Genomic DNA, 24920 nt, shown 5'->3' with positions numbered 1-24920 from the left:
TGTTGCCAGCACTCAGTTTGTTAACACCAAATTTGCAACGCGATCGCAGACTGCGTCTGCTTGAAAAAAGGATAAAAAGAAAAGGGCAAAGGGTAACAGGGATAAAGTATACAGGGTTACTTGGTCTTCAAAATACGAAACCCGACGAAGTAGTCATGGTGCGAAGCGGTGCTCCTGAGGCGCCTCGTCGTACGAAGGAGGAACGGTCCGTCGTCCCAGGCACCGCCGCGACACGACATCAGAGAGACCGGATGTACCCCCACTTGGGGCCCCGTCTGTTGCCCTGCATACATCTCACAGTAGTCATTCCCCATCCACTCCAGCTGATTCCCCAACAGGTCCATCACCCCCTTTCCCGTGGGATCAAGCTCCTTGGTTCCCGCACTGGCACGCCTGGAGTCCGCGGGAACCGTCCCTGTCTTGTAAGCCTTATTCCCGTGACACTGCTCATACTTTTTTTCCTCATCCCCCCACTCGGCAGACCACCAGTAATCCCATGTTAACTGATCGTCCTTCGGCATACCGAATTTGACCGCGTACTCGAATTCATGCTCCTGCGGCAAACGGCAGGGAGCATCCTCCCAAAAACACCACTGGCAATACACCCACGCCGTATACCAGTCGATATACAGCACCGGACAGTCAGACTCACCACTCACACCCTGATAATCAAAGTCCCCGCGCAGGCCGTGTGCCGGGTTGAACAGCCGAAAACGCGCATTGGTTACAGCACGGCGCTGCATGCTGAAGGGAGACACCGGAAGCGGGTTGGCACCGTCTGCTGTCCGCTCATCTGATCGACTAGATTCAGCAGCCAGCCGTTCCCAGGCCTCCTCCTCATTTCGAATCATGGGAATGAAATATTTCTCGAGATAGTCTTTCTGTTTACTGGGCGGTAGTTGTTTCAGCCCAGGATAATGATCGAGTAGCCATGCACGTAACTCATCCTCGGAATCGCCGGCATGCGTAAAGTTTTCTTCCCATTCCTTCTGTACTAATTGAGGAATATTCTCCCGACTGGGGGGCTGATCCCAGTCTTTTGAACCAAACCAGACCTCTCCTGCGGGAAAATCGACAAAATCATTCTGTAGCTCCCGGGCGACTTCCTGCCGTGCTTTTCCCTGCCAACCGTCTACGATCGTGCTGTCGTCCGCAATCGCGGCAAACTCCCCTTGCCAACGGTCGCGGATCTCTCGCGCACGCCCCCTGAGTGCGCGTTGTGAGTTGGTTAACCCCTCGTTGGCCGTTCCCTCTAGCTCACAAAATGCGTTCAGCCGGAACCAGACCTGGTATATGAACTCCGACGAGCGTCGCGCCTGCCATGCAATTGCATCCCGATCAACGTCAGCGGGGAGTTCATCATAAAACATCCCGGTCCGGGCATCGAAGCAGGGACGGAACAGCAGTTCGGCGGTCTCCAGCCAGACGTTATCTTTACGAAACCCCGGTTGGTTCTGCAGCTGGAAGTCGGCCCGTGATTTGAGGTCCACGAAGAACTGCCAGACTTCCCGGTATTCCTGGGATGGCTCGCGGTCCCACTCCACGATCCAGTTCTGCTCCCATAGCAGTTGCCGGTCTGCATTCCGGGCATGGTTAGCCAGGTAATAAGCGGTCAGCCATTCCTGCAGAGACCGGTTCTGGAACTGGATTTCAGTTAACGTTTCCGATCCCGCTTCCAGCAGATCGAACCGGAGGGCCACGTTCAGTTTACCCAAGGCATTCAGGATGGGCTGTACTTTCTTTTCGCCCAGAAGGATGCTTAACCGCTGTTTGAAATCAGGCAGATCATGGCTCGAAATCTGCGTGAAGTTCGGCTGCAGGACACCTTGGTATTCCAGCTGTTCGCAGGTCAGTACGAAGGCGACTGTCGAGAGACCTTGCAGGATCTCACTGACCGGGTCACTATCTGTGTCCCCCAGGTTCAGACGCAGGTCCGGAAACTTATCCAGGCCGTCCCGGATCATTTTCCGCAGGGCCAGGCCAATCACATCGGCGGCCGTCTCGATCTCGGCGAATTCCGCCGCCTTAACAAAACGGAGGTAGGAGAGGACGCGCGGCACCTGCAACACCTGTTTCACACTCTCTGATAGTGCCTCGTAGCGGGAGACGGCGTCATCGCGGCCCTGCAGGTACGCGGCACACTGTTCCTGGGTAAATGGTTCCAGCCGCACAAACTGCCAGTTCCGCAGTTCGGGACGGAAAACTTGATCCCACTCGCGATTAATGGCGGGGGGACGCCCCGTTACGATCAGTTGACACTGCCGCCAGAGGGGATGGGTTCGCATGAACTCGAAAAACGGGAGCAGGCTGCCTTTTCCCACCTGGTCCAGGGCGTCAATTATCAGGATCAGCTGCCGCTGCCTTAAGGCAAAACGCAGTTCCTGCGGGGTGACAGTCACACCCATTTTCTCGAACTGACTGATCAGCAGAGTAATCAGTTCTACTTCCGTCTTCAGTTCTCCTATATGCTCGACGATCTGTTCGGCTTCCAGACGGATCGCTGACTGGTGAAATACACTCCCCAGCACATATTCCAAGTAATGGGAAATAATCGTTTTACCCATCCCGGCGGCATTCACGAACACCGTCAGTTGCACCATTTCATCGCTGGCCAGATCCTGGAAGAATGCGTGCCGGTCCTCAACTGGTTGCCAGCGGTCCGCCAGGGGAACACTCTGTCCAGGACCAAGCCGGGCCTCCAGGCGCTGGATCGCTGTCAGCGGGTTATCACCTGGTTCACATTGCAACAGTGCAAGTTGCTGATTCGAAATGAATCGCTGCAGATCAGGAGGATCCTGGTTCATGAAATCGGCCCTTATTGATTAATGCGGGTGGGGGTACCGCGCATCGGGTACTAAATTATACTTTGTTTAACTGTTGAATATTCTGTTATGTACATCATGATTAATAATATCAAGCGACTGTGATGTTATGGATACTATTTAAGGTGATCCATACAAAAACGTCTGCCCTTCAATCAGTTGATGAAGACAGCTCATATCGCGAGCCTGACTGATTTACGGAGTATTAAAAAAAATTACATCCTGTCCTGATAATCCGGTTCATCCGGGCTGCAAATCTTGCAATGCGCTGCGGGAGAAATGCTATTTCCAGAAGCAGAAAGCCCATCGACATGATTCCAGTTCAGGGATTGTCGGAAAGATCCAATATGGTGCTGTAGAAAAGACAGCCATAGTTCAATTGCTGTTACCGCCGTCATCGCAGTCAACTGAGACGTAGAGCCCAGACGGTGTCGCGATTGTGCAATTCCCAGGTCCTGAACAGTCGCGGTTGAAGAAATAACAGACTCGGTAGTGCCGGGGGTACAAGTGACACATCCCTGAAAGGGAAGCAGTAGACGAATTTCTCCTGTGACTGCGGTTGAGTCATTTACTTTCAGCCTCGGGGTGATAATATCCAGATGGGGAACCAGTAGTAGTCGAGAAAGCCAGGATGCAGCCAGACGTGATTCTTCATCATCTACTGCCGTGACGATCAGGTCGAAACGACTTTGCAGTCGATCGACTACTTCGCAAAGGGGATTCGGGAAACACCGAACCAAAAGATCTGGATTATAACCGACCAGTTGTTGTGCCAGATGAGTGACACATCCAATCGTGGATGTAATTTGATTCGTCTGGTGGCTGAGTTGTTCTGCTGCTTGCTCACAATGATGAGGATCCACCAGGGTCAGCTCGCGAATTCCCAGGCATGACCATTGACTTGTTATCTGCTCGCCATTATCCACACAACCGATCTGGAGAATATGAGCTTGGCGAACCTGCTGCCAGAGTTGACTGCCCAGGAATTGTCTGGTTCGGTTCCAGCGATGATGATCGTCTTGATCCTGAAAGTCAGTTTGAGGGATCCGTTCCAGGTGTTTCATTCCAGGGCCAATAAATTGGATCTCTTCCAACGGCTTAAAACGTCCATTTTTCAATAAGATTCCTTCACAACGCCCCAGCATTTCTGCCTGTAGGCTCACAATCACAACTGTTTGAAACAGAGAAGGACTCAGCTGGTCTAATATTTCTTTTAAGATTGGTTCAGAAAGAGATTGAGAAGAAATTATCAAAAAGTCAGTTTCTTCTGAAGAATATGTTTCCAGTTGATCCAGCCGGACTATGGACAGTTGATTGTTCAGGAGTTCAATCAGATCGGCTCCCATATTCCAGCGAACGCTACCTACCGCGTATTGTTTTGACTGAGCGTCCAAACACGTTAATAGCTCACTCCAGACCGACTGTAGTAGAACTAAGCGATATTTATTGCTGAAAGGCATTTTTGATTCTCTACTTCTATTGAGCGTACCTTCGAAATGATGATTAAAAACGGGAGCGAATGCCGCATGAAGAAAAATCTTGGCACCCTACGACACCGCTCCCTACAAGTTCGTCCTGCCACCAGACAATCACTCCGTAATCTGAAGACAGAACTACTTGGATTGATATCAGGCGATCCAAAGTGAGAAGGGGATGATGAAAGACCATGGAGAAAAGAAATCTTGAAAAATATGAAAAACGAAGATGTTAATCAGATAGCAGATTTACGACATCAGTCCCAGAATCACACTACTTCCGACTGAGGACACACGTGGCAGGTTCATCTGATGGAGTGGAGACTCTGTCCGATAGGGAGCTATCAGACGATTCTTGATTAGTCTCTTCGAGATTTGCCAAACAGGAACACAGATTATTTCCTGTCCGTTCAACACAGGTAAAAGTAATTTTATCCTTACCTTTACAAGGGGACGATACAGTCGGACTTGAAAAGAGATTTATTGCTTATTCTGCTAACTCTGGCGAAGCCATAATTCCGATGACCGTCTAATGATGGTTATCGGGAGAACGAGAACATCGGAGAAATCTCAATCAATGGTGGAAGGGAAGTATCCGGAACCGGACCTATTAAAACTCAATGGAAAGTTCTCGCGTTTCCCAGTATGTATATGACCATATGATTGGTTGGATGCGCGAAAAGTTACCACTTTATTATTGCGTGGTAAGTTATTATAGATAAAGGAGATGTGGGGATTGAGGTCAGTTACGACCCGTGACAGGAATTCATTAAACTGCAATCCGAAGTCTACTCTCCACAGAATTGTCTTCTCACATTTCAGTTGCATCTGCTAAATCAAAAACGATTAAGATATATCACAATTCTCTGATAGATAAAAAAATGCACCCAGTGACTGACCTGCAGGCCAGTCAATTTGCAGACCACAGTATTTTTATTTCATGAAGCAACGTTGAAAGTTCAATCGATCCACTGTCAAATTATTTAGTCTGTACAGAATAGATTTCTATTGAGTCCGTTACTGCAAAATTGGCAATTCAAAATAAAATGACCTGCTGACGGGCAATGTTTCCGCCAGCAGATCATAAAAACTGCATACTAGTGAAAATGAATCAGAAAAGGGTTTGCCTTAGTCTGTTTAGCTTTCTTAGTCTGACGCTTTTACAGAAGACAATTCCATCTCTGCTGCCATACGCTTTGCTTTGGTGAGAGTTGGTTGTGACTTGCCAAAAATAGCCTCAGCTTTCTTCATACTAGCCCCAGGACGACGGAAAAATTGGGCAACTTCCAGCGCATGGTCCTTTGCCCAATATTTACGAGTAGACTCACTGACACATCTTCCCAAAGCATCTATTCCGAAATGCTCTTTTGCGTATTGCAAAGCTTTCTGGATTGTTGGCTTTGTCTTACCAAAATGATTGACAGTGGCTTGCATAGAAGCACGATGCTGTAATCGATATTTTGCCACTTCACATGAGTGAGCAGCTGCCCAGCTAAGCGGTCGTTCCGGAATTTGAAAGACGTCTTCCGTAAACCATTCGTCTCCCAGCGTAGCGTAACGAAAAGGATTCACAGCGTGATCGTTTGCAAGCTCTCCTTCATCATCGTCTTCAAAGCTGTCTCCCAAATTGCGTCTCGTTCGGCGCCTGCTACAGTTTCCGGGAATGTTTGAGTTCAAATCGGTAGTACCGGTTTGTTCTATGTCTGGTTTTGATAGTATAGGAATCAATGCTTCAGGGTTGGCCAGCGCGCCAAGTAGGGTCATGCGGACGACAACTTTTCCGTTTTTGTCGCAGTAGATTCCGTCAATGTGTTGTGACAAAGCAACGTTCATCGCTGAAGCGTGGTTTCCTTCCAGAAGCTCGGCTAAATTTTCCAGTTTTTCTGCAACAACTACTGGGTCTAAAGCTGCTTGGGCTTGTGAGCTGGCAGAATTAAGTTCAACTATCTTAGCTTCTATCTGGTGAGTCCGAGAAGTTGTTTCCATAAGTTCCAGTTCTAAGGCAGATCTGGTTTCGCAGGGTAAGTCCGGGTTAGCCAATGACATTAGCCACCCTTTGCGAGCTTGGTTAAGGTTTGTGAGTTCAGCTTGCAGGATCTCTTGTTGTTCAGATAATCCTGGGCGTCCCTGTTCTAATTGCATCTGAATTTGACTTAGCATTTCTTGAAAAGTCGGTGACATAATCAAGTTTGAAGAAATATCCATCCGTTGATTCCTTTCAGTTCAAATTAATGAGGGGTGACGGCATTGTGCCGTCACCCACACTTAATGTAAAAATTATTTATCATTCACTTGGAAATAATCTGTCTTTAACAAGCGTGATAACGGTTTCTCGCAGCCAGGATTCTGGAACTCGTCGTTCGTTTTCACATGCTCCAGATCGGTATCCAGGACAACCATATGAAGCATAACTGTTTTTCTCACCGGATTTGGTGGTATAAGCTGAGCTTGACGATGAGACCATCGAGCGTCCGCATGATGAGCAGATCACCAGACCCGACAGCGGATACTTTAATGCGACCCCGCGTGGCTGTGGCACTGAAGTGCTACAAATATTTGAGTTAGAAGCAGTAGTCTTGGTTCGACGAGCCTGTATCATTTGCATTGACTGTTGCCATAATTCTTTGGAAATAATGGGTTCACAGAACTCTGAGTTTCGTTCCCATTCATTTTCGGGGAGACTTTGGCGGACCCTAACGTCTTCTATAATACCGGTGCAGTTTTTACCCCAAACCATTTCTCCGTAATAGAGTTCGTTGTACAGGATACTTGCAACAGTCGCTTCCGTAAAAGGTTTCAGATGCTCCGGTATATCTGGATGACTATTGAGCCGTTTACAGATTCGAAGCGGGCCTAAGTTCTCCTCTGCAGACAAAGTAAAAATCAAGAGAATAATCCACTTCAGTTCTTGCACTGGTACAAGAATACGGTGGTCGACTTCCTCAACACCGTTTCGCATTATCATAACGCTCTGCAACCTGAACCCGAACGGTGCAGGACCACCGGGCCAATAACTCAGCCGAACAGAATCCTTCTTTCCGCGTAAGACGTTGTGGGCCTTCAACCGACACTCTTCAGAAGCGCGGTATGTCTCCAGAAATGAAAGTGCGCGGCCAGACACACTGCTTGGGTCAGAAAAATTACTGTCTGCAGTCAGCACCAGAGCACCGGCTTTGGCTAACTTTCGACGAATTTCAGCGTTATCCTCGGCACGCGACAAACGCTCAAAAGTATCAACAAGAATATAATCTGCTTTTAAGGCTCCGGATTTTAGCTCCCGAAGCATCCTCTGAAATCCTGCCCGTTTCCGGTAGTATCGACCCGAAATGGCATCATCGCGATAGGTGGCAACAACCTGCCAGTTAAGCCCTAGTCGATTCAGGGTTTCTCTGATCGTTGCCAGTTGCTGATCAGGGCTTCTTGGATTTTGTCGGCTGCCAGACATACGCAAATAGACGGCGACACGGGGATTTGGGTTTCTGCCAAATTGGGATAATAGCATTAACTCACTCCTCATAATTGAGAATTTGGCATTGATATCTTTGGCTTTCGTCTGAGAATCAAGTGCCGAAGCTGGATTACAACACCTGATTAGGAGTTGATCTGAGCTGTGCCAGACAGATACTAGGCATTTGCGCGCAAGGTAATATTTTAAATTTCAAAGTGAATCATGGTTGGAATTAGCGACTCGAAAGCAAATATGAGAAAAGAAATCTTGCCTAGGCTTTTGCTGCCAGGTTGTCCACCAATGTCATGGCTATCAGTTTTATTAGATGTTTTCGACGCTGATCTCGGACAAGCTCTATAACCTCGATTCTTTGGTGATCTGGTATCTCTGCTAAGAGGCTGATCTCTCCACTTGCTATGAGCGCGGCAATGCGGTCTAAGTCATTATTTTTGGATGAGAGTACTTCTGGGATAATGAGATTTGTACTCAGATTATCAGACAATTTTGCTGTCATATACATCTCCTTTTAAAGAAAAATGATGGCGTTCCTGAGTTGAAAATATTCAGTTTGGTAATAGAGAGAGGGATGTTCTTCGCTTACTTCTGATTCCTTTACTTTGAGCGGGAGAAGAAATCCAAGCTGGAAAAGTGCTGCGAACATAAATTGCTCGAATTTACGAAGTGCAGCGAGGATCAGTGTTGGAAGTGATTTAAATGAGAATCTTGTCGGAGAGAGCGCTGAGCTATATTAGTGCATGCTGATTTACTAAATAGTAGTTGAAGTTATAACCAGCTAAGATCATCCAAAGAAATGATGATACACAAGAAAGATGTAGCGATACTGCTCAGATAGTGAAGTGATTTGCACAAGCTTAAGTTGAAGAAAAAAATTTTGCTTTTCAAAATGTTCCTGATCCTTAAGATTCAATTAGATCAGTTTTCCAATTCCGGAGATTGTATTGTTGTAAAAAAATTATCTGCCATATTCTGAGCGGACTGCCGTCGGAGTTCCCTACTCACCTGATGCCGGTCTGCATACTTATAACAGGCCAAATAATAACCATTTAAAAATCTTCGATGATAATCATCTTCCTCAGGATTCAGTATTATGTCGCCTATAATTTCCTGCCCGGTCGGAGTTCGAATAAAGTCACTCCCTGCAGGGTGTAACCCAAAGATATGTCCATGAAAAAGATGGAAGTTTGCTTTGTCAGTTTCGTTGCTTGGCATGATTATGTCGAGGTGCCATAATTGATGAAACAGAACTGAATTATCCGACAAATTAAACAGTCTTGAGAGATGAAGCAGAATATATTGCCATACCTGAGAGTAACACCGATGAAATGCTGACCGCGCCTCATAGGACAAAACGTCTAAGACACTTTTTTCAAGCTGATTTCCTCTCCGTCGCCCGATTGTCTTCATATATTGGATCCACTGTTCTTCAGCTTCCTGATAGCCGAGTAAATCTCTGTTTGTTAACGCGGAACAGGCACTCTGCATCAATTCTGAAACCATCTCCTGATATCGATCATTTTCTTCTTCCGTATGTTCGGGCGGCCCCAGTAAATTTGCTGTGTTTCGATAAAAATCGAATGGACTCATTTTATCATTTTTCACCGAGATCAGTAACTGATTTAATTCATTGAGTTCTGCTGGGGAGCAACTGTTTTCCATAGAAGCATCTGCAAAAACCCGCCGTGAACCATTACTGCGGGAATGTTGCAATAACCGCGCGAGGATATACGATTCCTGGACCGCCTGATCGTCAAAAGCACTGCCTTGACATAGGCAAAGAGCCCAGAAAAACTTAATAATTTCTTCTCGGTTTACAGACACTTTATTTCTCTCGCCATACAGCCCTCGTTTATCCATCCACCATTGGTTAAGTTCAAGCTTACCCAGCATCGATTGTTTTCGCTTCAGAGAAAATCGAAAAACATTTCCCGGACCATTTCTCCTTTCTGTAATTGCCAGAGGGTTATTCCTTGGCACTTCTGGAAATTTACTTAAATCTATTTCTACTTCTATGGTTTCTATTGAGGTACTCATCGTATCGGAGTTCTCCACACAAAAAATACTGGTTTGCTTTCGGAATCATGCACCATCACCTTTGAAACAGTCAATAAAAAAATAGGGTTTGGCTATCAGAGGTTTCTTATTAAATGGGATCGAATCATCAAATAGATACCCTATTAAGGACTGAATGCTAGCGAGTCATAATTATGTTGGACTGAATCAGAGTATCTTTTTTGTAACGAAAATATTTTCATCAACAACCAGATATTCATCTTAGTATTTTAGGTCAAACGTCTTATGAAGTTACATACGAGTAATAAAATACCGGTCAGGCTTTGCGCAAATACCTAGTGGGAAAAGTTAAGATTGTTTCCCCACGAGGTATCTATATGAACACTCGCATAAAGAAGAAAAAAAATGAAAATCTTTGGAATAAATATCGAGAAAAACACAGATGGATTCGCGTCAATGATTTTCCCGGGGGGATTGCACCCCCTGAGAAAGTGCGCATCTACCATCAAAATGATTACTATCGTCTTCAGTTCTGGGATCCGTCTGCCAAGAAAAATCTGACAGAACGTGTGGATGGGGATTTAGTAGCTGCCATTTCGCGTGCCAGGGAAATCGATGAGCGCATTAAACATTTTCGCTCTTCCGGTGCCAGCAGGGGGACCTTGCGTCACAGTTATTTGCTGCAGCAGTACAAGCAGCATCTACAAATCAGGGCAGATGCAGGAGAAATATCCCCTAAAACAGTCACGCGGTACCATTCTGCTTTGGAGCATTATCGGAGTTTTATCGAACAATCATCGGTTATAGCAACTTATCCTTCAGCCACTAATGTGAACAGAGAACTGGCTTTACAGTTCCAGGCATATTTGAATAACCTGCAGATCACACCGAACGGGCATCCTAACAGCAGGAAGCGATCTATGGCTTCTCCTGAATATGTTTTGAATGTGGTGAGAAGTATGTACGTCTGGGCCGCAGACCCAGATGGAGGGAATCTTATGCCAGGTGGCTTTCGGAATCCCTATTTGGGGAAAGTTCGTCAGTCAAATAGTGTCAAACCAGATCTCTTTGGAGACCCTGAAATAACGGTATCAATGGCCGGTCAGTTGCTGTCAGAGTGTGACAGCTTTCAGCTCCCCATATTTGCTTTTCTGATTTTTTATGGGCTACGGGCATCCGAGCCTTGTTTTCTGTTCCATGAAAATCTCACCGGTGATGACTGGTTGAAAGTGATCTGTTTACCCCAACTCGGATACACAACTAAGGGCAGACGTGATAAACGATTACCTCTACTCGAGCCACTGAAATCATTATTGGGTAACACTTTTAAGGAAGAGCAAGCCGGTTTATTATTTCAGCGTCGTGCTGTATATGAAGGTAAGGAGAAGCCCTACCTGGTTAATGCTTCACTGGAACAATTGCAGCAGAAGTACAAGAAACGCTGTCAGAAAATATTGAATCTTTCTGCTGAACGGGGCTTGCAAATCCGTGATCAGCTACTACAGGATGCCGGTGGACTCAAGTACGATCACATTGAACATGAGTTTCATCGTCTGGCGGGCCAGCTTTCCTGGCCTCCTCAGGCGACGCTCAAAGATTTCCGACACCTGTTTAGCACAGCCATGATGAATGCCGGGATGCCGGAGTACTATCGAAAATATTTGATGGGGCATGCATTCAGTAAGGCAGCGATATCCAACTATACCCATCTGGATAAGTTACGGGAGCATTTTCAGGCTGCAATCGCACGTGAGTTTCAACCACTTGTGGACATCGTGGTAAAACGAGTTGCTGACCAACCGCGTGAAAAAGCAGCCTGAAATGATACTCCCTATATTTTAAACTGGAGATTCCAGATTAAGTTCACTGGCCAATAAATTGAAGGTTAGATCACGCTCTGTGCTAATACTACGCAGCCAACGCGTGAACTGATGCAGCACCAATCCCGCAGCGATACTGGCCGTGTAAATCGTACTGCGAGAAGTGCAGGCACCGGTTTGAGCTTCCGCCTGGGTAAACAGAGTCGTGTCATAGTGGTCCCGCGACTTCGAATCAACGGCCGTCAGGATTCGCAGAACCTCTCCTCGCATCCGCCCATCGCACCAGAACGAACACAGGTCTCGTAATGCCCGCCAGATGGCAGCCCGACTGCTGATTGAATCCACGCAGATAAATACGGCTTCCCCCATCACCAGGCCAGGCCGAAAACGATCCGCAATGATTTCCATCTCCAGTTCCGCATCGATGGCCTGCAGCGCACGCGCTGTAGCTTCCACTTTGAATTGACCCAGATCCGCTTCCAGGTAGCCCTGTGTGGTAATATTAGTTGGTTCAACTTGGTCGAAATCGATCAACTGCAGCCGCCGTACTCCCAGGGCTGCCAGCTGCAGAGCCACCTGACGACCAATGGCCCCTACGCCAATGACCGTGACGGTCATTGGTTTGAGTTTTTCCTGAGGCACCAGTCCTGACTGGCGGACAAAACGATCGGATACGAGATTCATGTTCTCTCCTTTTTCTAATTCAAAGTAGTAATTTATGGGGGTACTTAGATTGGGAACACAGGCCACTGTTCTGAATACACAAATTAGTCCTCAAAACATACAGCTAGATCCCACAACGGCGGCAGAGGTGCTTCCTGCACACACTCCAGATACTCCGATTCCCAGGCACTTTGATTACTGCCGCAAAACTCTGACTTGAAATCAATGCCGACCGACAGCTTCTCAGCTCTGGGTTTTTCGGCATGTTTTAGATCTGCGTAGGTGGCACCATTCCGGGCTAGAATAAACATCACCGCCCAGTCACAATTCCCGAACACGCGGGCGAAGGTTTCCACATCTACCTGACTGGGGCGTGCCGAATTTCCGGGGTGCGTGTGAATCCAGATCCTGCCAAAGTTTTCGGGATGACGGCCGACATCAATCTGGTCGTCAAAGAAATCAGCGACAGCGGTATCATCGAATGCCACAGTCACGTCGGTACAAATCTGCTTGATCAGAACAATGTCTGTCACGAACCGCGGATCGTCTGGTTCAATAATTCCAAAACCACCCACTTCGGTTGGCCCCAGGTCACGCAGGTAGATCAGTTTGGCCCAGGCATACGGGCTGAATCGGAGCGTGCGGCGTTTGCGCTGCTTCGGGCGTTTCTGACGGGGGCGTTGCAGCAGGCGGCGCGTCAGGGGTTGATTCCTCGGACAAGGCATCTTCATTCTCCTTCGCTTCTTCAAGACAGGATGAACAGGTTTGATCAGACAGGCAGGAACGACAAAAGCAATCACTGCAAGCGTCACATTCAGAAAGACAATCGCGACAGAACGTGTGATGGCAGGTCTCACAGGTGTCAGCACAACTGGAACAGAGGTGATTGCCGCAAGTAGTACAATTGCGACGGCAGTATTCACAGATCTGGTGTTCGCAAATGGAACAGGGGCGACTCTCTTCCTGGGACATCGAATCGTCGCAGTCAGCGCAGGATGAATTCCACCAGCGATCCAGGGGGACATACGCGGAACTCGGGTTGTAGGTCTGCAGGATCTGCTGGACCAGTAGAAAGAAATCTCCCAGTCGGCCCTCTGCCAGTGCCTGACTGATGGGGATTTTTCCTTCCCCTTCGCAGAGTGTGTCTCCCTGGACGTGGGGATGATGTACATCGTCCGTCCCGGTTTGAGAGAGCGAAATGATCCGATAGGGTTGGGGATCACCGAGCTCACACCAGCGAAGCCGGATTTCAAATTCGCCCAGGTTGATTTCTCGCAGGACAACAGGCGGAGTACGAACTACGATTTCCTGTTCCGACCAGTAGATGGATGTATTCTCAAATTCGTCCGACAGAGAACTGAGTTCATCGACCAGATCCCGCAGGGAGGGAATCTCTGGCTTTCGTTTGATCGTGGTGATCTCGTTGTGACAGGCAGTTAATTCCTGGATAAGCCGAGCCATGGATTGTTGATATTGTACCAGACAAAATGCGAAGGCAGCTGGATAGTGATACTGCTGGGCTTTTGACAGCAGTCGTGAAAAACTCATGACCCGCGTCCACTGGTCTACCGGGGGAGAATTGACGTTGGGGAAAACAGTCAACCGCGGCTGGTACTGTTCTCGAATTTTTGCAGCGGCCCGGATCCAGAGCCGCCGCTGTTGTTGTCGGTTCATCGAAAGGGTTCTCCTTAAAAGAAACGAGGCCACCTGATATGACAGGTGGCCTCTGTAAAATGAGTTCAACTTCAGCGACGCTTACGACTGTTGCGGCGCGTTTGAGGAGTAGGGCGGATGTCTCCACCATGGATCAGCAGTGTGGTCATGATGGCCGCGCTGATCAGGAACAGCAACCAGGACTGGGCAGCCCCACCAAGCATGGCGGCGGCGATCAGGACGGCAAATAAGTAGAAGCTGTTAAGGCGTTGTCGGGCTCCCATCGGGCTCCTTTCAGTTTGGGGAATGGAATGCAGGTTACACGCGGGGACGAATGGGTTAACGCACCCTCGATCTTGGTTGGAGTAATCGAAACACGATCACCTTCCTGCAGCACATAACCGGCGGTTGTTGGCTGGCGGTTCACGCGGATCAGGTAGTCCTGCGGACGCCCGTGAGGCAGCCGCTGCTGAAACAACGTTTTTACCGAGGTACCGGCCTCGATCTGGATCTGATCAGCAAATCCGGAACCGTCATTGTTGATGAATAAAATCTGCATAGAGAACTCCTTGTGTAAAATGAAATGGGGATCTCGCATCTGCGAGTGTGGTATCAGTAATCTTCTGGCAGTAATACATTGGTCACCGAGCGGTCTGCGACCGTGATGATCCAAAACTTGATGCCGTCAGCCGTGTGGTAGACTGAAAGCAGCCGGTCTCCCGTCTGCAGGGCCGCGTTATTGGCGTCCGCATCAGCGGGACAGCAGTCGCCCCAGTCACCTGAGCAGTGCCGGGCCAGGGCGCTTTGGATTTCGTGCTGGGGCAATTGCGACAGGGCGTTTTGTGTGGCGAGTACCAAACCCAGCGAAACCACCGGGCGATTCTGTTGAATCATCATCGCTCCTTGGAAATAGAAAGGTTTACCTGGATTGCCCCTGCTTCCGGTGGTCGTCAGTGGCCTGCGCACTCAACGTCTGAAAGCAGAAATGCCACATGCCCCAGATCAAACCAGTCGCTGCCAGTAACAGGGGCCATCCCAGAAAGCAGCCGGTAAGCAGACAGACCGTCAATCCGAGGCTGGAATAGCGAAGACAGACTCTGATCAGTTCTGACGATTGAGGATCATTTTGTTGATTTGCCACCGGCTTAAACCAGCCCTGGCAACCGACCGAAGGGCTGGTGAAACAGGGGGACGTTTCGTTCCAGTTCCCGCGCATCCCAGTCCACGATCTGGGGGCGACGGTTGTCCGGTTCCGGATCAAAGTTCACTTCCAGAGGATCAGCCAGGCTGAAGCCCCGCTGTTGTATGGCGCGCAGATCTTCGCCAGTTGCATTTGCCACCGCACGGTTCAGGTCTCGTGGGGTCATCGTTTGCTCCTTGTTAAAAAACAGAACGACCACCCGCACAGGATGGTCGTGAGAAAAACACAACCACCCCGCACCATGCGAGGTAGAGTTACTTCACCGGCCGGTCAACAGCCAGTGTTGGTTCAGCCAGTCCTGTTCTGCGGTCAGTGCGGCAGAACGCTGGTGAAACGGTCCCAGCAAGGGGCCGGCTACGGGTGAGAGATCGGCCGTCCATAAACCGTCGGGCGTGGGTTCCACATGTGAGCCCCGGCTGATCTCAGGTGTCCCCAGTGGCAGCAGTTCGATAGTCTCATCATAGATACAGCGGATCATTCCGCTCTGTGTGACAATTAGGTCCATGTTTACTCCTGTGGAGAGCGGCGGAGGATATTTCGCCGCGGTCGATCGATGAGCAGTCCGTCCAGGGAGGACTGCACGCCAGCCAGCTGGCTGGCTACCTGTTGCCGCAGAGTCGAGTTGTCCCGCAGTTGCTGGGGTTTGATACCAGCGACAATTTGCTGGGCGCGGTCCACGAGCGCATCCAGCTGCTCGTTGGAGCGGACATTCAGAGTCCGGAACCGCTCAAAGAACTCAGTCAGATTGGTGATCGCCGTATCCCGGAAGACTTTGGGGCGGCCGTCCGACTGGCCACTCAAACGCTCACTGGCATGTTCGACCAGTTTGGAGATCTCTTCCAGAAAAGCCTGCTCGGCCAGTTGTACTGCTGCATCGAACCGCTGCTGCATCCGCTGACATTCCAGTTCATAGAGTGCGGGGCTGAGTTGCTGCAGGTAGGCGGGCGGTTCTACAGAAGGGAAATCGTGTTCAATGGCAAACATGCCGATCAGAGACGGGGGATAGTCAGCCGGATTGAACAGATCTCCTAGTCGTTCCCGGGCCGCGGACCGGAGTTCATCAAAGTGGCGATCCAGATCAGTCACCGCTTCGTCCAGTTCGTCCCGGAAATCTGCCATACGTTGATCAAAGTCCTGAATTTCAGACTGTCTGATCAGGCGGATGCCCGACTCCGGATAGGGGAGCGAGACCCCTTTCCAGTAGGCAACAGCGCGTCCCCGCACTGCCGTGACAACTTTGAACGCGGGGTGTGAGGTGTCCAACAGTTTTTTTCCGGCAGAAAGAAATTTGCCCTCGGCACCAAACGAATCAGCGGCCTGGTCCTTCTGAGACGCTGTCAGGGATTTGCGGACCCCCAGCCAGGTAAAACTGAGTCGGGCAGCCGCCATCGTTGTTCGGAGCCGCGTTGCAGCGGCGCTGACCGAAGGGGCGGTCTGTGGTTCTTCAAGAATGGAATGGCTCATAAGGCTCCTCTAAGAAAGGGGAATAAAAAAAGCCGCGTGACCTGTTTAGGGCAAGCGGCATTCAGTGAGTGTGATTTAAAAAATGATTTGAATCAGTTTTTGTTAAAACTTTTGATTTCATAATCACGATGATGTCATCGTCAGTTCCTATCTTGCCGTCAAAGCCGGATGACATACCAACGACGATATCTGGTCCAAACGTATAAATAATAGGACGCCCCCATGCATCTAGTAAATCTGTTTTATTAGTGGCCACGGCATCTTTTTGTGACATGGCAGTGATCGCGTGTTGATTAATCAGCGATTTCGACTTCGCGACTTTACGGGCGTCGGATTCGCACATGAACAGAACGCTCACTAGACCACTAAACATCAGGACGGCAAGTAAGGTTTTGACTGTTTTGAGCATCATCATTCTCCAGGTGTATGTTGTATATGTGATACTTATAGTCCGTGGTAATATCGTCGCTGTCAAGTGTTAAATGCTCGCATGGCAAAACGAGCAGACATTTTGAAGCGATTTGGAGAGCGGGTCCGGGAATTGCGGAAAGAGCAGGGCTATTCCCAGGAGAATTTCGCCTACGCCTGTGAGCTGGATCGGACCTATATGGGCGGGATTGAACGCGGTGAACGGAACCTCGCTCTGCGGAATATCGAGCGAATCGCCGATACGCTGGGGATCAGCGTGGCAGAGCTGATGGAAGGGGTCTGATCAGAGGCTCTCGAGGGGCTCTGGCAGCATGACAGTCACCAGCAGAGACGTGGTATCGGTGCTGGCCTGCTCGGCAGCTTGCTGAGTTGAAAACAGATCGCTAGTCAGGAACTCTGTTCCCGCGGGATTGGTCACAGCATATTTCAAGTGGGCTGAAGCCAACTGGCTCTTCAGCTGTTGTATCTCATCCGCAGTCCAGATCTGATCGGCGGTTGGATCACCTGAGTAGACTTTCAACAATTGGCTCTCATTGGGATCCATCTCTTCTACCCAGAACTGGAGTGCCGCGGTAATCAGCAGAATGTTCTGTGGTGTGAGCATGGAGCTCCTTTCTATAACGGGCAGGTCAGTTGATCGAAGCCAGGTGCTTGAGGCTTCGGCGGGACTTTAGTTGTGGGTTTTCCCAGTGATAGATGCCAGGCCGGTCGGCATCCAGGCAGCGACCACTGGCCCAGTTTCGTAGACGCGCGACCGATTCCGCGGCTGTCACAGCAACAGGGACTACATTCTGGCGGGCCTGGAGCAGGGGGACATCCAGTAATACTGCCAGGCGGCAGCAACTGCGGATCTCCGCTCCGGTCCAGTCAGTGTCCTCAGGTCGTTCCTGATCCGGGGTCAGTCCAAATGACCGGATATACTGCGTCCAGATCTGATCCTTCTGCTCCCGGCCTGGCAGATCCAGGAAAAAGATGCCATCAAAGCGTTCGCTGCGTCCAAACTCGGGGGGCAGTTTTGTCACATCATTGCTGGTAGCCACCACGAACACATCGGATGTATGGTCATTGAGCCACGACAAAAATGAACCAAACATGCGAGCTGACACGCCACTGTCATTCTGGCCGGAACTCCCCACACCGGCGAACGCTTTTTCGATCTCGTCGATCATCAACACACAGGGGGCCATAGCATCCACGATCTGCAGCGCCTGCCGTGTGCGTTTTTCGGATTCCCCGACGAGGGAACCCAAGAGAGCACCCACATCTAGGATCAGGACCGGGCGACCGACCTTATTCCCCAGTGTTTTACAGAACTGGGATTTGCCGCAGCCGGGAGGCGAAAGTAACAGGATCCCCCGCGGTTGCAGGCCACGCTCATTTGGCTGCAGGATTCGTGTCGTAAACTCTTTGAGAGAAGTCAGTCCTCCCAGGCTTTCGAAGGATTCTGCCCCGCGGTGTAGCGTCAGCAGACCTGATTTTTTGAGGGTCTGGGTTTTCAGTTCCCAGATCGCAGCGGGAGTGATCTTTCCCTGTCGTACCAGTGACAGCGAAAACGCCCCCTCCGCTTCAAAGCGGCTCAATCCGCTGGCTGCATCCAGGATGGTTTCCAGTTGAGATCCCTCGGGTAATTCCCCTGGTTCCGTGGCAATTTCCTGCGCGATCTCAGTCAGTTGACATCGATCCGGGAGTTCATGTTCCAGAACCACGAACAGTTTTTCGAGTTCGGCAGGAATGGACACTACCGGGGAGAGCACCACGACAAAGGTCCGGTTTTGTTTTCCGGAGAGGATCTGCTGCGCCAGGGCCTGTATGATTTCGGTGGACTGGATGAATCGATGGAAATTCTGCAGTACCAGGATGGCCGTACCCTCCGGCGTCGCCAGTCCGTTGACGGCTTTGATGGCGGCCAGGGGATCCGTGTTCCCGGCCTCGGTGGTTTCTCCTGCGAGTTGGAATCCCTGGTCGATGTCCCAGCTGGCTAATCGCCAGTCTTCCTGTTGGCAGCGCTGAATCAGTTCCGCCAATGCTTCCTGATGTTCGTGGCTTTCAATCCAGATACCGGTGAAGCAGGCACGGATATATTCTGAAAATGTTGCGGTAAGAGTCATAAAAGTCTCCCGTAAATTAAGGATCGGTAAATAGCAACCAACTCAAAACCCTTCCTGCAGGTGCTCTTGTTCAGAAACACCATGATGGAATTCTGGTTTGAGTTGTTCTGAAGTGGGCTGTCCCAGGGCCTGTTCCAGATACTGGCTGGCGCTGCGACAGCCGCTGCCGGTAAAGCTCTTGGTTTCGATGCGGGACTTGCCGTCTGCGGAGATAATGATTTCGATGGTCTGGTTCATACGGCTGCTCCTGCCTGGATGGTGAGTTTGATGGAACCGTCTTCCAGTGGCTGTTCCAGCACAGTGTGGCCACGTTTTCTGGCTTCCAGTCTGGTTTTTTCGACGGCATAACTCTGTAGGAATAAATCCAGTTGCTGCCGCGCTCCCCAGCGACCTTCGAAGTTATCAAAGGCGAGTTGAGCTGTTTTGACATCACAGATGACGGGATACCGCCACTCCGGTAACTGCACGGCCCAGCCGGTGGCAGTGCTGCTGAAGAGCTGGGTTTCTCCGAAGACGGGTGGTGGTAACTGCAGCCGCTCACAGGCAGCGCGGATCGCAACGGGATCTCGGATTTCAGTTTGAATCTGCACGATGTGCGACATGGTGGATGTCTCCTGTGATAAAAGATATGTAAGAGAAAGAATCAGGGATGGACCTGAAATGAAAACAGCCCGCTGAAGACCGGTTCAAATTGGACTTCAACGGGCTGAGATGCTTGAAAATGGGAGTCGCTGAGAGTTATGCCAGTGGACTCACCTTATATGCCGCATTTTGCATCTGGATTTAGCAATTATAGAACAAAAACGGACAAAGGTGTTTATTTTACTCAAGAATACATTTAAGTATCCAATGAAGAAGATTACTTGTTGAGCTCTGCATTCAATAGAAAAATTTTCAACAAAGGAGTTTTACAAATGACACAGCTTTCTGTTCGTGAACTTCGGCGATGTTGGAAACCACATAAGGAACGTCTTTACCAAATACAGTCTGATCACCCAACGGCAATCCGATTTCATCGAGCTTGCAGTTGGCTAGATCAAGCTCAGAAGTTTATCTCTACCCAGCAATACGACATGGCCCTGATCAACCAGTGGATTGCCTTTAATGCGTTGTATGGCCAATGGGATCAGAGGAAAAATGATCCCTGTCCGGACCGTGAAAGCTGGAGAATATTTTGTGATACCATTCTTAGAATTGACGAACAACAGGTAATTAGCGGTAGCTTAACTGAACACAAGCGACTCGTCATGGCTCTTCTGGATGATGAGTATCTGAGTAATTACTACTGGAAAGAACCTTCTCCCAAACGGGCAAAGCAAGCACGCAAATCGAAATTTGATGCGCGCACCTGGTACCTGGAAAAACGGTGGGCTTTAATACTCGAACGAAGTCTGGAACGTGTATACCTGATTCGTTGCCAGTTGATCCACGGTGCAGCAACACACGGTGGTAAACTCAATCGTACTTCATTGAAGCATTGTGTTATGATGCTGAATTGCCTGCTACCAACATTTTTGAAGGTCTATATTGAGAATGGATCAGAAGAGGAATGGGGAGCACTTTGTTACCCACCTTCAAATGGTTCATCGAGTTGAAGAGGAATTCAATCACAATTACTTTAATTCTGCCAACATGCAAAACCCTGCAATTCCGATAGAAGTATAGGCTTCACTAAGTAGGAAACTCTTTGCACCTGCTTGACTTTCTTTCCACATCTCGCCAGCATGATGTGGACATGCGCTACGTGCGACATGATCTGACCAGACCATTCAGTACACTACTGTCTAATAGAAACCTGGTTCACAATTCCACGTAAGGGCTCAAGATGGCTGAATCTGCTCAACTGATGCGTCAATGGAGATTGCTTCAGATCCTCTCTCATCGCAAACAGGGAGTCACGCTGCAGGAATTAGCTCAAGAAACAGAAGTCTCAAATCGCACGATTGCACGCGACCTTCTTGTACTGAAATCAGTCGGCTTTCCCGTAACAGAAATGACCACTGTTCATGGCAAAAAGCATTGGAAAATTGTAGGAAATGTGGGGATTGCCCAATTACAGTTTACTCTTGAAGAGACGGCGGCCCTATATCTGGGAAGACAGTTCCTGGAACTGATGGCGGGCACTCTCTTCTGGCAGGGATCTCACAGCGCCTATCAGAAAATCAAATCAGCCCTCAGCGACCCTGCAGTTCGATTTCTCGAAAAACTGGCATCGGCCGTCCATCTGACAAATCATCACATCGTTAATTATGCGGAGCGTGCTGAACTGATTGATCAGTTGATGCTGGCGATTGAAGATCATCGATTAACCGTGATCACATATCAGTCTCTCCGTTCAACTGAACCTGTAACATTGTACGACATCCATCCCTACGCCCTGATCTTTCATAAAGGCGCCTTGTATCTGATTGCCTGGTCGCTGGATCACGGAGCAATCCGGACTTTTAAAGTAGATCGAATTTCGGAAGTAGATGTGCAACCAAACTTGATGACTTTTCAACGTCCCAAAGACTTCCATCCCGCCAAATATCTGGAGCATTCATTTGGTATCTTCGCTGAAGAGCGTGCTCCCCAGATCATTCGAATTCGCTTTTCTCCCCCTGTAGTAAGAATCCTGCAGGAAAAGAAATTTCATACAAGTCAACATCTCAGTTACAACAATGATGGTTCGGTGATTGCAGAATATCAATTGACCGGATTTGAAGAAATTCGGTCCTGGCTCCTCAGTTTTGGACGACATGCCCGAGTACTGGAACCTGACGAACTGGTGGAGACTATTCGCGAGGAACTGGACCTGATGATCGACTCTTATTCCTTAGGAGATCGTTCCTATGACTGAATATTTCGGCCATTCACTGAAGGACCGGCCCGTTGAAGAGTGGGAGCCATTGGAAGCACATCTGGAGCTGGTAACTAAATATGCACAGGTATTCTCTGCAAAACTAAATGCGACGGACTGGGGCGCTCTGTTGGGATATTGGCACGATCTCGGAAAATTTGATTCCCGATTTCAGACTTATCTGATGCAGGCGAATGGTTATCTTTTGCATTTGGAAGAAAACAGTCGTGTGAATCATTCCAGTTTTGGTGCTCAGCATGCCCTACAAAGATTCCCATCACCAAATGAAAAACCACTGACCTATTTGCTTGCATATTGCATTATGGGGCACCACGCTGGTCTGCCTGATTATGCAGACGACAATGCAGAACCGGGGAGAGCATCTTCGCTCTCTGCACGCCTCAGTGATACATCGACTCTAATTTCACTGGATGAGATCCCCGAGCGGATTCATCAAATGCAATTACCAGTCCTGCCTGAAATAAATTTTAGACGTTCTGATTTCCCCTTTCAACTTGCGTTCTGGAATCGCATGCTATTCTCTTGTCTGGTAGACAGTGATTACCTGGCAACAGAAGAGTTCATGTCTCCCGATCGCACAAATTATCGACCAGCCTTTTGGGATAATGCGATATGGACAGCCATGGAAGAATCACTGCATCAGGAGCTGGCAAACAAATGTAGTCAATCGCATTCCAGAATTTCTGAAATCCGTCGAAGCATATTGAATTCATGTCTGGAAAAAGCCGAGGAAGCTCCCGGATTCTTCTCCTTGACTGTACCTACGGGTGGAGGAAAAACACTCTCCAGTCTGGCGTTTGCGCTAAAGCATCGCCGATGCCATCAAAAAGAACGAATTATTTATGCCATTCCTTTTACCAGTATTGTAGAACAGACCGCCGATGTGTTTCGTAATCTGTTCGATACACTCGATACAGATGTCGTTCTGGAACATCACTCAAATGTCGATCCTGAACAGGAAAAGTATGCTTCCCGACTGGCAACAGAAAACTGGGATGCTCCTCTAATCGTAACGACGAATGTCCAACTGTTAGAATCGCTATTCGCAGCCAAACCATCACGCTGTCGAAAGCTGCATCGATTGATCAATTCAATCATAATTCTTGATGAAGCACAAACGCTTCCGGTTGAGTTTTTGAAACCCTGTCTCAAGGTGTTGCAGGAACTGGTCACGAATTACGGTTGTACCATTATTTTATGTACGGCAACCCAGCCAGCTATTACGTATCGGGAGCAGTTTGACATTGGGCTAAAAGGCGTCAGAGAAATCATACCGGCACCGGATGCACTGTCGAATCAAATGAAACGAGTCGAAGTTCGGTCACTGGGTCCCGTTTCGCAAGAGTCGTTACTGAGTAATTTGATAACACATGACAGTTTTCTCTGTATCGTCAATTCCAAACCAGATGCGGCCAGATTATTTGAACATCTGAAAGAACAGGGTGCATCTGAAGGACTCTATCAACTGAGCACGAATCTGTGTGCCGTACATCGGTTCCAGAAACTGGACGAAATAAGAGCCAGACTCGCTCAGGGGAAGTCATGTCGTGTAATCAGTACACAACTGATTGAAGCAGGCGTCGATGTCGATTTCCCTGTCGTTTTCAGAGCGATCGCTGGTCTGGACAGTATTGCACAAGCAGCCGGTCGGTGTAACCGTGAAGGGAAACTCGATTCAGCCGACGTCAATGTTTTTGAACCAACGGGAGATGGTTGGACGCGACTAGGTGGCTATCTCAAACGAACTGCTGAGACGACTCTAACAATGATGCACGACACAGAAAGTCCACTTCACAGTCATGGCTGGTTATCTCTCCCTGCGATCAATCAATACTTCCGTTTAAACTATTGGTCGCACAAACAAGAATGGGATAAAAACAATATCCTGGATCAGTTCCGCGTCTCTCTCAAAGATGGCACTCCGGAATTCTACTATCGTGAAGCTGCAAAAAGATTTCGCCTTATCGATGATTATCAAACCTCTGTGTTTATTCCCTTCGATGAAAAATCTCGCCAATCACTTTCTCGGTTAAGAGCCAGTCTGATGTCCCCCGATCAGATAACCGCCACCATGCAAAAACGGAAATTACTGCGAATCTTGCAGCGTTATACGGTTGGCCTGAATCAATTCGCGATCCATACCATGCTGGGAAAAGACATCTCTGAACTATTAGACGCTGAAGGGCAACCGACAGGCTATTTCGAACTGATAAATTTGAGTTGCTATGACTTTAATTATCTAGGATTTATGCCTCAGCAGGCAGGGATTCTGGATGTTTCGCAATCTGTGTTTTGAATGAAAGGATAACACATGAAAAATACATCTGTCTCACTTCGTCTGTGGGGGGACTACGCCTGTTTCACCCGCCCTGAAATGAAAGTGGAGCGGGTCTCATATGATGTCATAACTCCGTCTGCCGCACGTGGTGTTCTCGAAGCAATCTACTGGAAACCACAAATTCGCTGGTGTGTTGACCGTATTCATGTCCTTGCTCCAATTCGATTCATGAATATTCGACGAAATGAAGTGGCAAGTAAGATCTCTGTGAATGGCCCCAAAAAGTCCATGAATGAGGGTAAGGGGCATTTGGGACTGTATGTAGATGAAGATCGTCAACAGCGTGCGGCGATTGTCCTGTGTAATGTTGATTATGTCATCGAAGCCCACTTCGAGCTTCTGGAACAAACGGAGCACCCCAAGAAACATTTTGAGATGTTCAAACGACGGGTCGAGAAAGGGCAGCACTTTCAACAACCCTATCTGGGTTGCCGTGAATTCTCCTGTGATTATGAATGGATGGACCCATCAGAAGTTACTGCCTGCCCTGAGTCCCTGCAGGGACAGAAAGAGTTGGGCTACATGCTGCACGACATCGATTTTGATGACGATTGTACTCCCCGATTTTTCCGCGCTGTCATGAATGATGGTGTGATCGAAGTTCCTCC

General features: G+C 48.8%; 26 protein-coding genes. 7 read left to right on the top strand and 19 right to left on the bottom strand.

Annotated features, from left to right (window positions below):
- Positions 1-116: 116 nt before the first annotated feature.
- The 6 genes from ACN0YN_RS30710 to ACN0YN_RS30685 form a co-directional block, all read right to left on the bottom strand.
- Entirely contained in the window at positions 117-2804 is a 2688-nt protein-coding gene (locus tag ACN0YN_RS30710; protein ID WP_417388686.1) for an SUMF1/EgtB/PvdO family nonheme iron enzyme, read from the bottom strand.
- Positions 2805-3037: 233 nt separating this feature from the next.
- Entirely contained in the window at positions 3038-3940 is a 903-nt protein-coding gene (locus ACN0YN_RS30705; protein ID WP_417388685.1) for a ThiF family adenylyltransferase, read from the bottom strand.
- Positions 3941-5443: 1503 nt separating this feature from the next.
- Positions 5444-6502, bottom strand: a complete 1059-nt coding sequence (locus ACN0YN_RS30700) for a hypothetical protein (protein WP_417388684.1) — start codon at positions 6500-6502, stop codon at positions 5444-5446.
- A gap of 79 nt (positions 6503-6581) precedes the next feature.
- Positions 6582-7799, bottom strand: a complete 1218-nt coding sequence (locus ACN0YN_RS30695; RefSeq protein WP_417388683.1) for a recombinase family protein — start codon at positions 7797-7799, stop codon at positions 6582-6584.
- A gap of 217 nt (positions 7800-8016) precedes the next feature.
- Positions 8017-8259 (bottom strand): hypothetical protein, encoded by a 243-nt coding sequence (locus tag ACN0YN_RS30690; RefSeq protein ID WP_417388682.1) that lies wholly within the window; start codon positions 8257-8259, stop codon positions 8017-8019.
- Positions 8260-8678: 419 nt separating this feature from the next.
- On the bottom strand, positions 8679-9797 hold the full coding sequence (locus tag ACN0YN_RS30685; RefSeq protein WP_417388681.1) for a hypothetical protein: 1119 nt from the start codon (positions 9795-9797) through the stop codon (positions 8679-8681).
- Positions 9798-10153: 356 nt separating this feature from the next.
- Between ACN0YN_RS30685 and ACN0YN_RS30680 the strand changes: the two genes are divergently transcribed.
- Positions 10154-11596 carry a tyrosine-type recombinase/integrase gene (locus tag ACN0YN_RS30680; RefSeq protein ID WP_417388680.1) on the top strand — a complete coding sequence of 481 codons (1443 nt, stop codon included), beginning with the start codon at positions 10154-10156 and terminating at the stop codon, positions 11594-11596.
- Positions 11597-11614: 18 nt separating this feature from the next.
- Here ACN0YN_RS30680 and ACN0YN_RS30675 read toward each other — a convergent pair whose 3' ends face one another.
- Positions 11615-12280 (bottom strand): HesA/MoeB/ThiF family protein, encoded by a 666-nt coding sequence (locus ACN0YN_RS30675; protein ID WP_417388679.1) that lies wholly within the window; start codon positions 12278-12280, stop codon positions 11615-11617.
- Between the two features lie 570 nt (positions 12281-12850).
- Complete coding sequence (locus tag ACN0YN_RS30670) at positions 12851-13933, bottom strand: hypothetical protein (RefSeq protein ID WP_417388678.1); 1083 nt, start codon at positions 13931-13933, stop codon at positions 12851-12853.
- Positions 13934-13992: 59 nt separating this feature from the next.
- On the opposite strand from ACN0YN_RS30670, the gene ACN0YN_RS30665 reads away from it, so the two are divergent.
- Positions 13993-14163 carry a hypothetical protein gene (locus tag ACN0YN_RS30665; protein ID WP_417388677.1) on the top strand — a complete coding sequence of 57 codons (171 nt, stop codon included), beginning with the start codon at positions 13993-13995 and terminating at the stop codon, positions 14161-14163.
- Here the strand turns inward: ACN0YN_RS30665 and ACN0YN_RS30660 are convergent.
- From ACN0YN_RS30660 to ACN0YN_RS30630, 7 genes are all read right to left on the bottom strand, one after another.
- Positions 14148-14471: a hypothetical protein gene (locus ACN0YN_RS30660; protein ID WP_417388676.1), complete on the bottom strand. Its 324-nt coding sequence runs from the start codon at positions 14469-14471 to the stop codon at positions 14148-14150. The two genes, ACN0YN_RS30665 and ACN0YN_RS30660, sit on opposite strands and share 16 nt — an antisense overlap.
- A 53-nt stretch (positions 14472-14524) precedes the next feature.
- Positions 14525-14809: a hypothetical protein gene (locus ACN0YN_RS30655; RefSeq protein WP_417388675.1), complete on the bottom strand. Its 285-nt coding sequence runs from the start codon at positions 14807-14809 to the stop codon at positions 14525-14527.
- A 22-nt stretch (positions 14810-14831) separates the two neighbouring features.
- Entirely contained in the window at positions 14832-15053 is a 222-nt protein-coding gene (locus tag ACN0YN_RS30650; RefSeq protein ID WP_417388674.1) for a hypothetical protein, read from the bottom strand.
- 4 nt (positions 15054-15057) lie between these two features.
- The gene (locus ACN0YN_RS30645; RefSeq protein ID WP_002643608.1) at positions 15058-15279 is read right to left on the bottom strand and encodes a hypothetical protein; all 222 of its coding nucleotides are present in this window, start codon (positions 15277-15279) and stop codon (positions 15058-15060) included.
- 93 nt (positions 15280-15372) lie between these two features.
- The gene (locus ACN0YN_RS30640; protein ID WP_417388673.1) at positions 15373-15618 is read right to left on the bottom strand and encodes a hypothetical protein; all 246 of its coding nucleotides are present in this window, start codon (positions 15616-15618) and stop codon (positions 15373-15375) included.
- A 2-nt stretch (positions 15619-15620) separates the two neighbouring features.
- Positions 15621-16577 (bottom strand): hypothetical protein, encoded by a 957-nt coding sequence (locus ACN0YN_RS30635; RefSeq protein ID WP_417388672.1) that lies wholly within the window; start codon positions 16575-16577, stop codon positions 15621-15623.
- Positions 16578-16638: 61 nt separating this feature from the next.
- Positions 16639-16992 (bottom strand): hypothetical protein, encoded by a 354-nt coding sequence (locus ACN0YN_RS30630; protein WP_417388671.1) that lies wholly within the window; start codon positions 16990-16992, stop codon positions 16639-16641.
- Between the two features lie 75 nt (positions 16993-17067).
- Between ACN0YN_RS30630 and ACN0YN_RS30625 the strand changes: the two genes are divergently transcribed.
- Positions 17068-17289 carry a helix-turn-helix transcriptional regulator gene (locus ACN0YN_RS30625; RefSeq protein ID WP_350199153.1) on the top strand — a complete coding sequence of 74 codons (222 nt, stop codon included), beginning with the start codon at positions 17068-17070 and terminating at the stop codon, positions 17287-17289.
- Here ACN0YN_RS30625 and ACN0YN_RS30620 read toward each other — a convergent pair whose 3' ends face one another.
- Genes ACN0YN_RS30620 through ACN0YN_RS30605 form a run of 4 tightly spaced genes read right to left on the bottom strand, consistent with a single transcriptional unit; the run spans position 17290 to position 19716 of the window.
- Positions 17290-17610: a hypothetical protein gene (locus ACN0YN_RS30620; RefSeq protein WP_417388670.1), complete on the bottom strand. Its 321-nt coding sequence runs from the start codon at positions 17608-17610 to the stop codon at positions 17290-17292.
- A gap of 25 nt (positions 17611-17635) precedes the next feature.
- The gene (locus tag ACN0YN_RS30615; protein ID WP_417388669.1) at positions 17636-19114 is read right to left on the bottom strand and encodes an AAA family ATPase; all 1479 of its coding nucleotides are present in this window, start codon (positions 19112-19114) and stop codon (positions 17636-17638) included.
- A 42-nt stretch (positions 19115-19156) separates the two neighbouring features.
- The gene (locus ACN0YN_RS30610; protein WP_417388668.1) at positions 19157-19351 is read right to left on the bottom strand and encodes a DUF2997 domain-containing protein; all 195 of its coding nucleotides are present in this window, start codon (positions 19349-19351) and stop codon (positions 19157-19159) included.
- Positions 19348-19716 carry a DUF1257 domain-containing protein gene (locus tag ACN0YN_RS30605; RefSeq protein WP_417388667.1) on the bottom strand — a complete coding sequence of 123 codons (369 nt, stop codon included), beginning with the start codon at positions 19714-19716 and terminating at the stop codon, positions 19348-19350. The genes ACN0YN_RS30610 and ACN0YN_RS30605 overlap by 4 nt, the downstream gene beginning before the upstream one ends.
- Positions 19717-20028: 312 nt before the next feature.
- Between ACN0YN_RS30605 and ACN0YN_RS30600 the strand changes: the two genes are divergently transcribed.
- From ACN0YN_RS30600 to cas5c, 4 genes are all read left to right on the top strand, one after another.
- The gene (locus ACN0YN_RS30600) at positions 20029-20709 is read left to right on the top strand and encodes a hypothetical protein (protein ID WP_417388666.1); all 681 of its coding nucleotides are present in this window, start codon (positions 20029-20031) and stop codon (positions 20707-20709) included.
- A 230-nt stretch (positions 20710-20939) separates the two neighbouring features.
- Entirely contained in the window at positions 20940-21953 is a 1014-nt protein-coding gene (locus ACN0YN_RS30595) for a helix-turn-helix transcriptional regulator (protein ID WP_417388665.1), read from the top strand.
- Complete coding sequence (gene cas3, locus ACN0YN_RS30590; RefSeq protein WP_417388664.1) at positions 21946-24270, top strand: CRISPR-associated helicase Cas3'; 2325 nt, start codon at positions 21946-21948, stop codon at positions 24268-24270. Before ACN0YN_RS30595 ends, cas3 begins: the two co-directional genes overlap by 8 nt.
- 15 nt (positions 24271-24285) lie before the next feature.
- On the top strand, positions 24286-24920 hold a 635-nt coding region (cas5c, locus tag ACN0YN_RS30585; RefSeq protein ID WP_417388663.1), incomplete at its 3' end, for a type I-C CRISPR-associated protein Cas5c.

Origin of the sequence: Gimesia sp., assembly GCF_048260065.1 — a bacterium.
Classification (GTDB): domain Bacteria; phylum Planctomycetota; class Planctomycetia; order Planctomycetales; family Planctomycetaceae; genus Gimesia.
The sequence above is the reverse complement of the archived record's forward strand: the minus strand, read 5'-3'. Positions and strand labels throughout refer to the sequence as shown.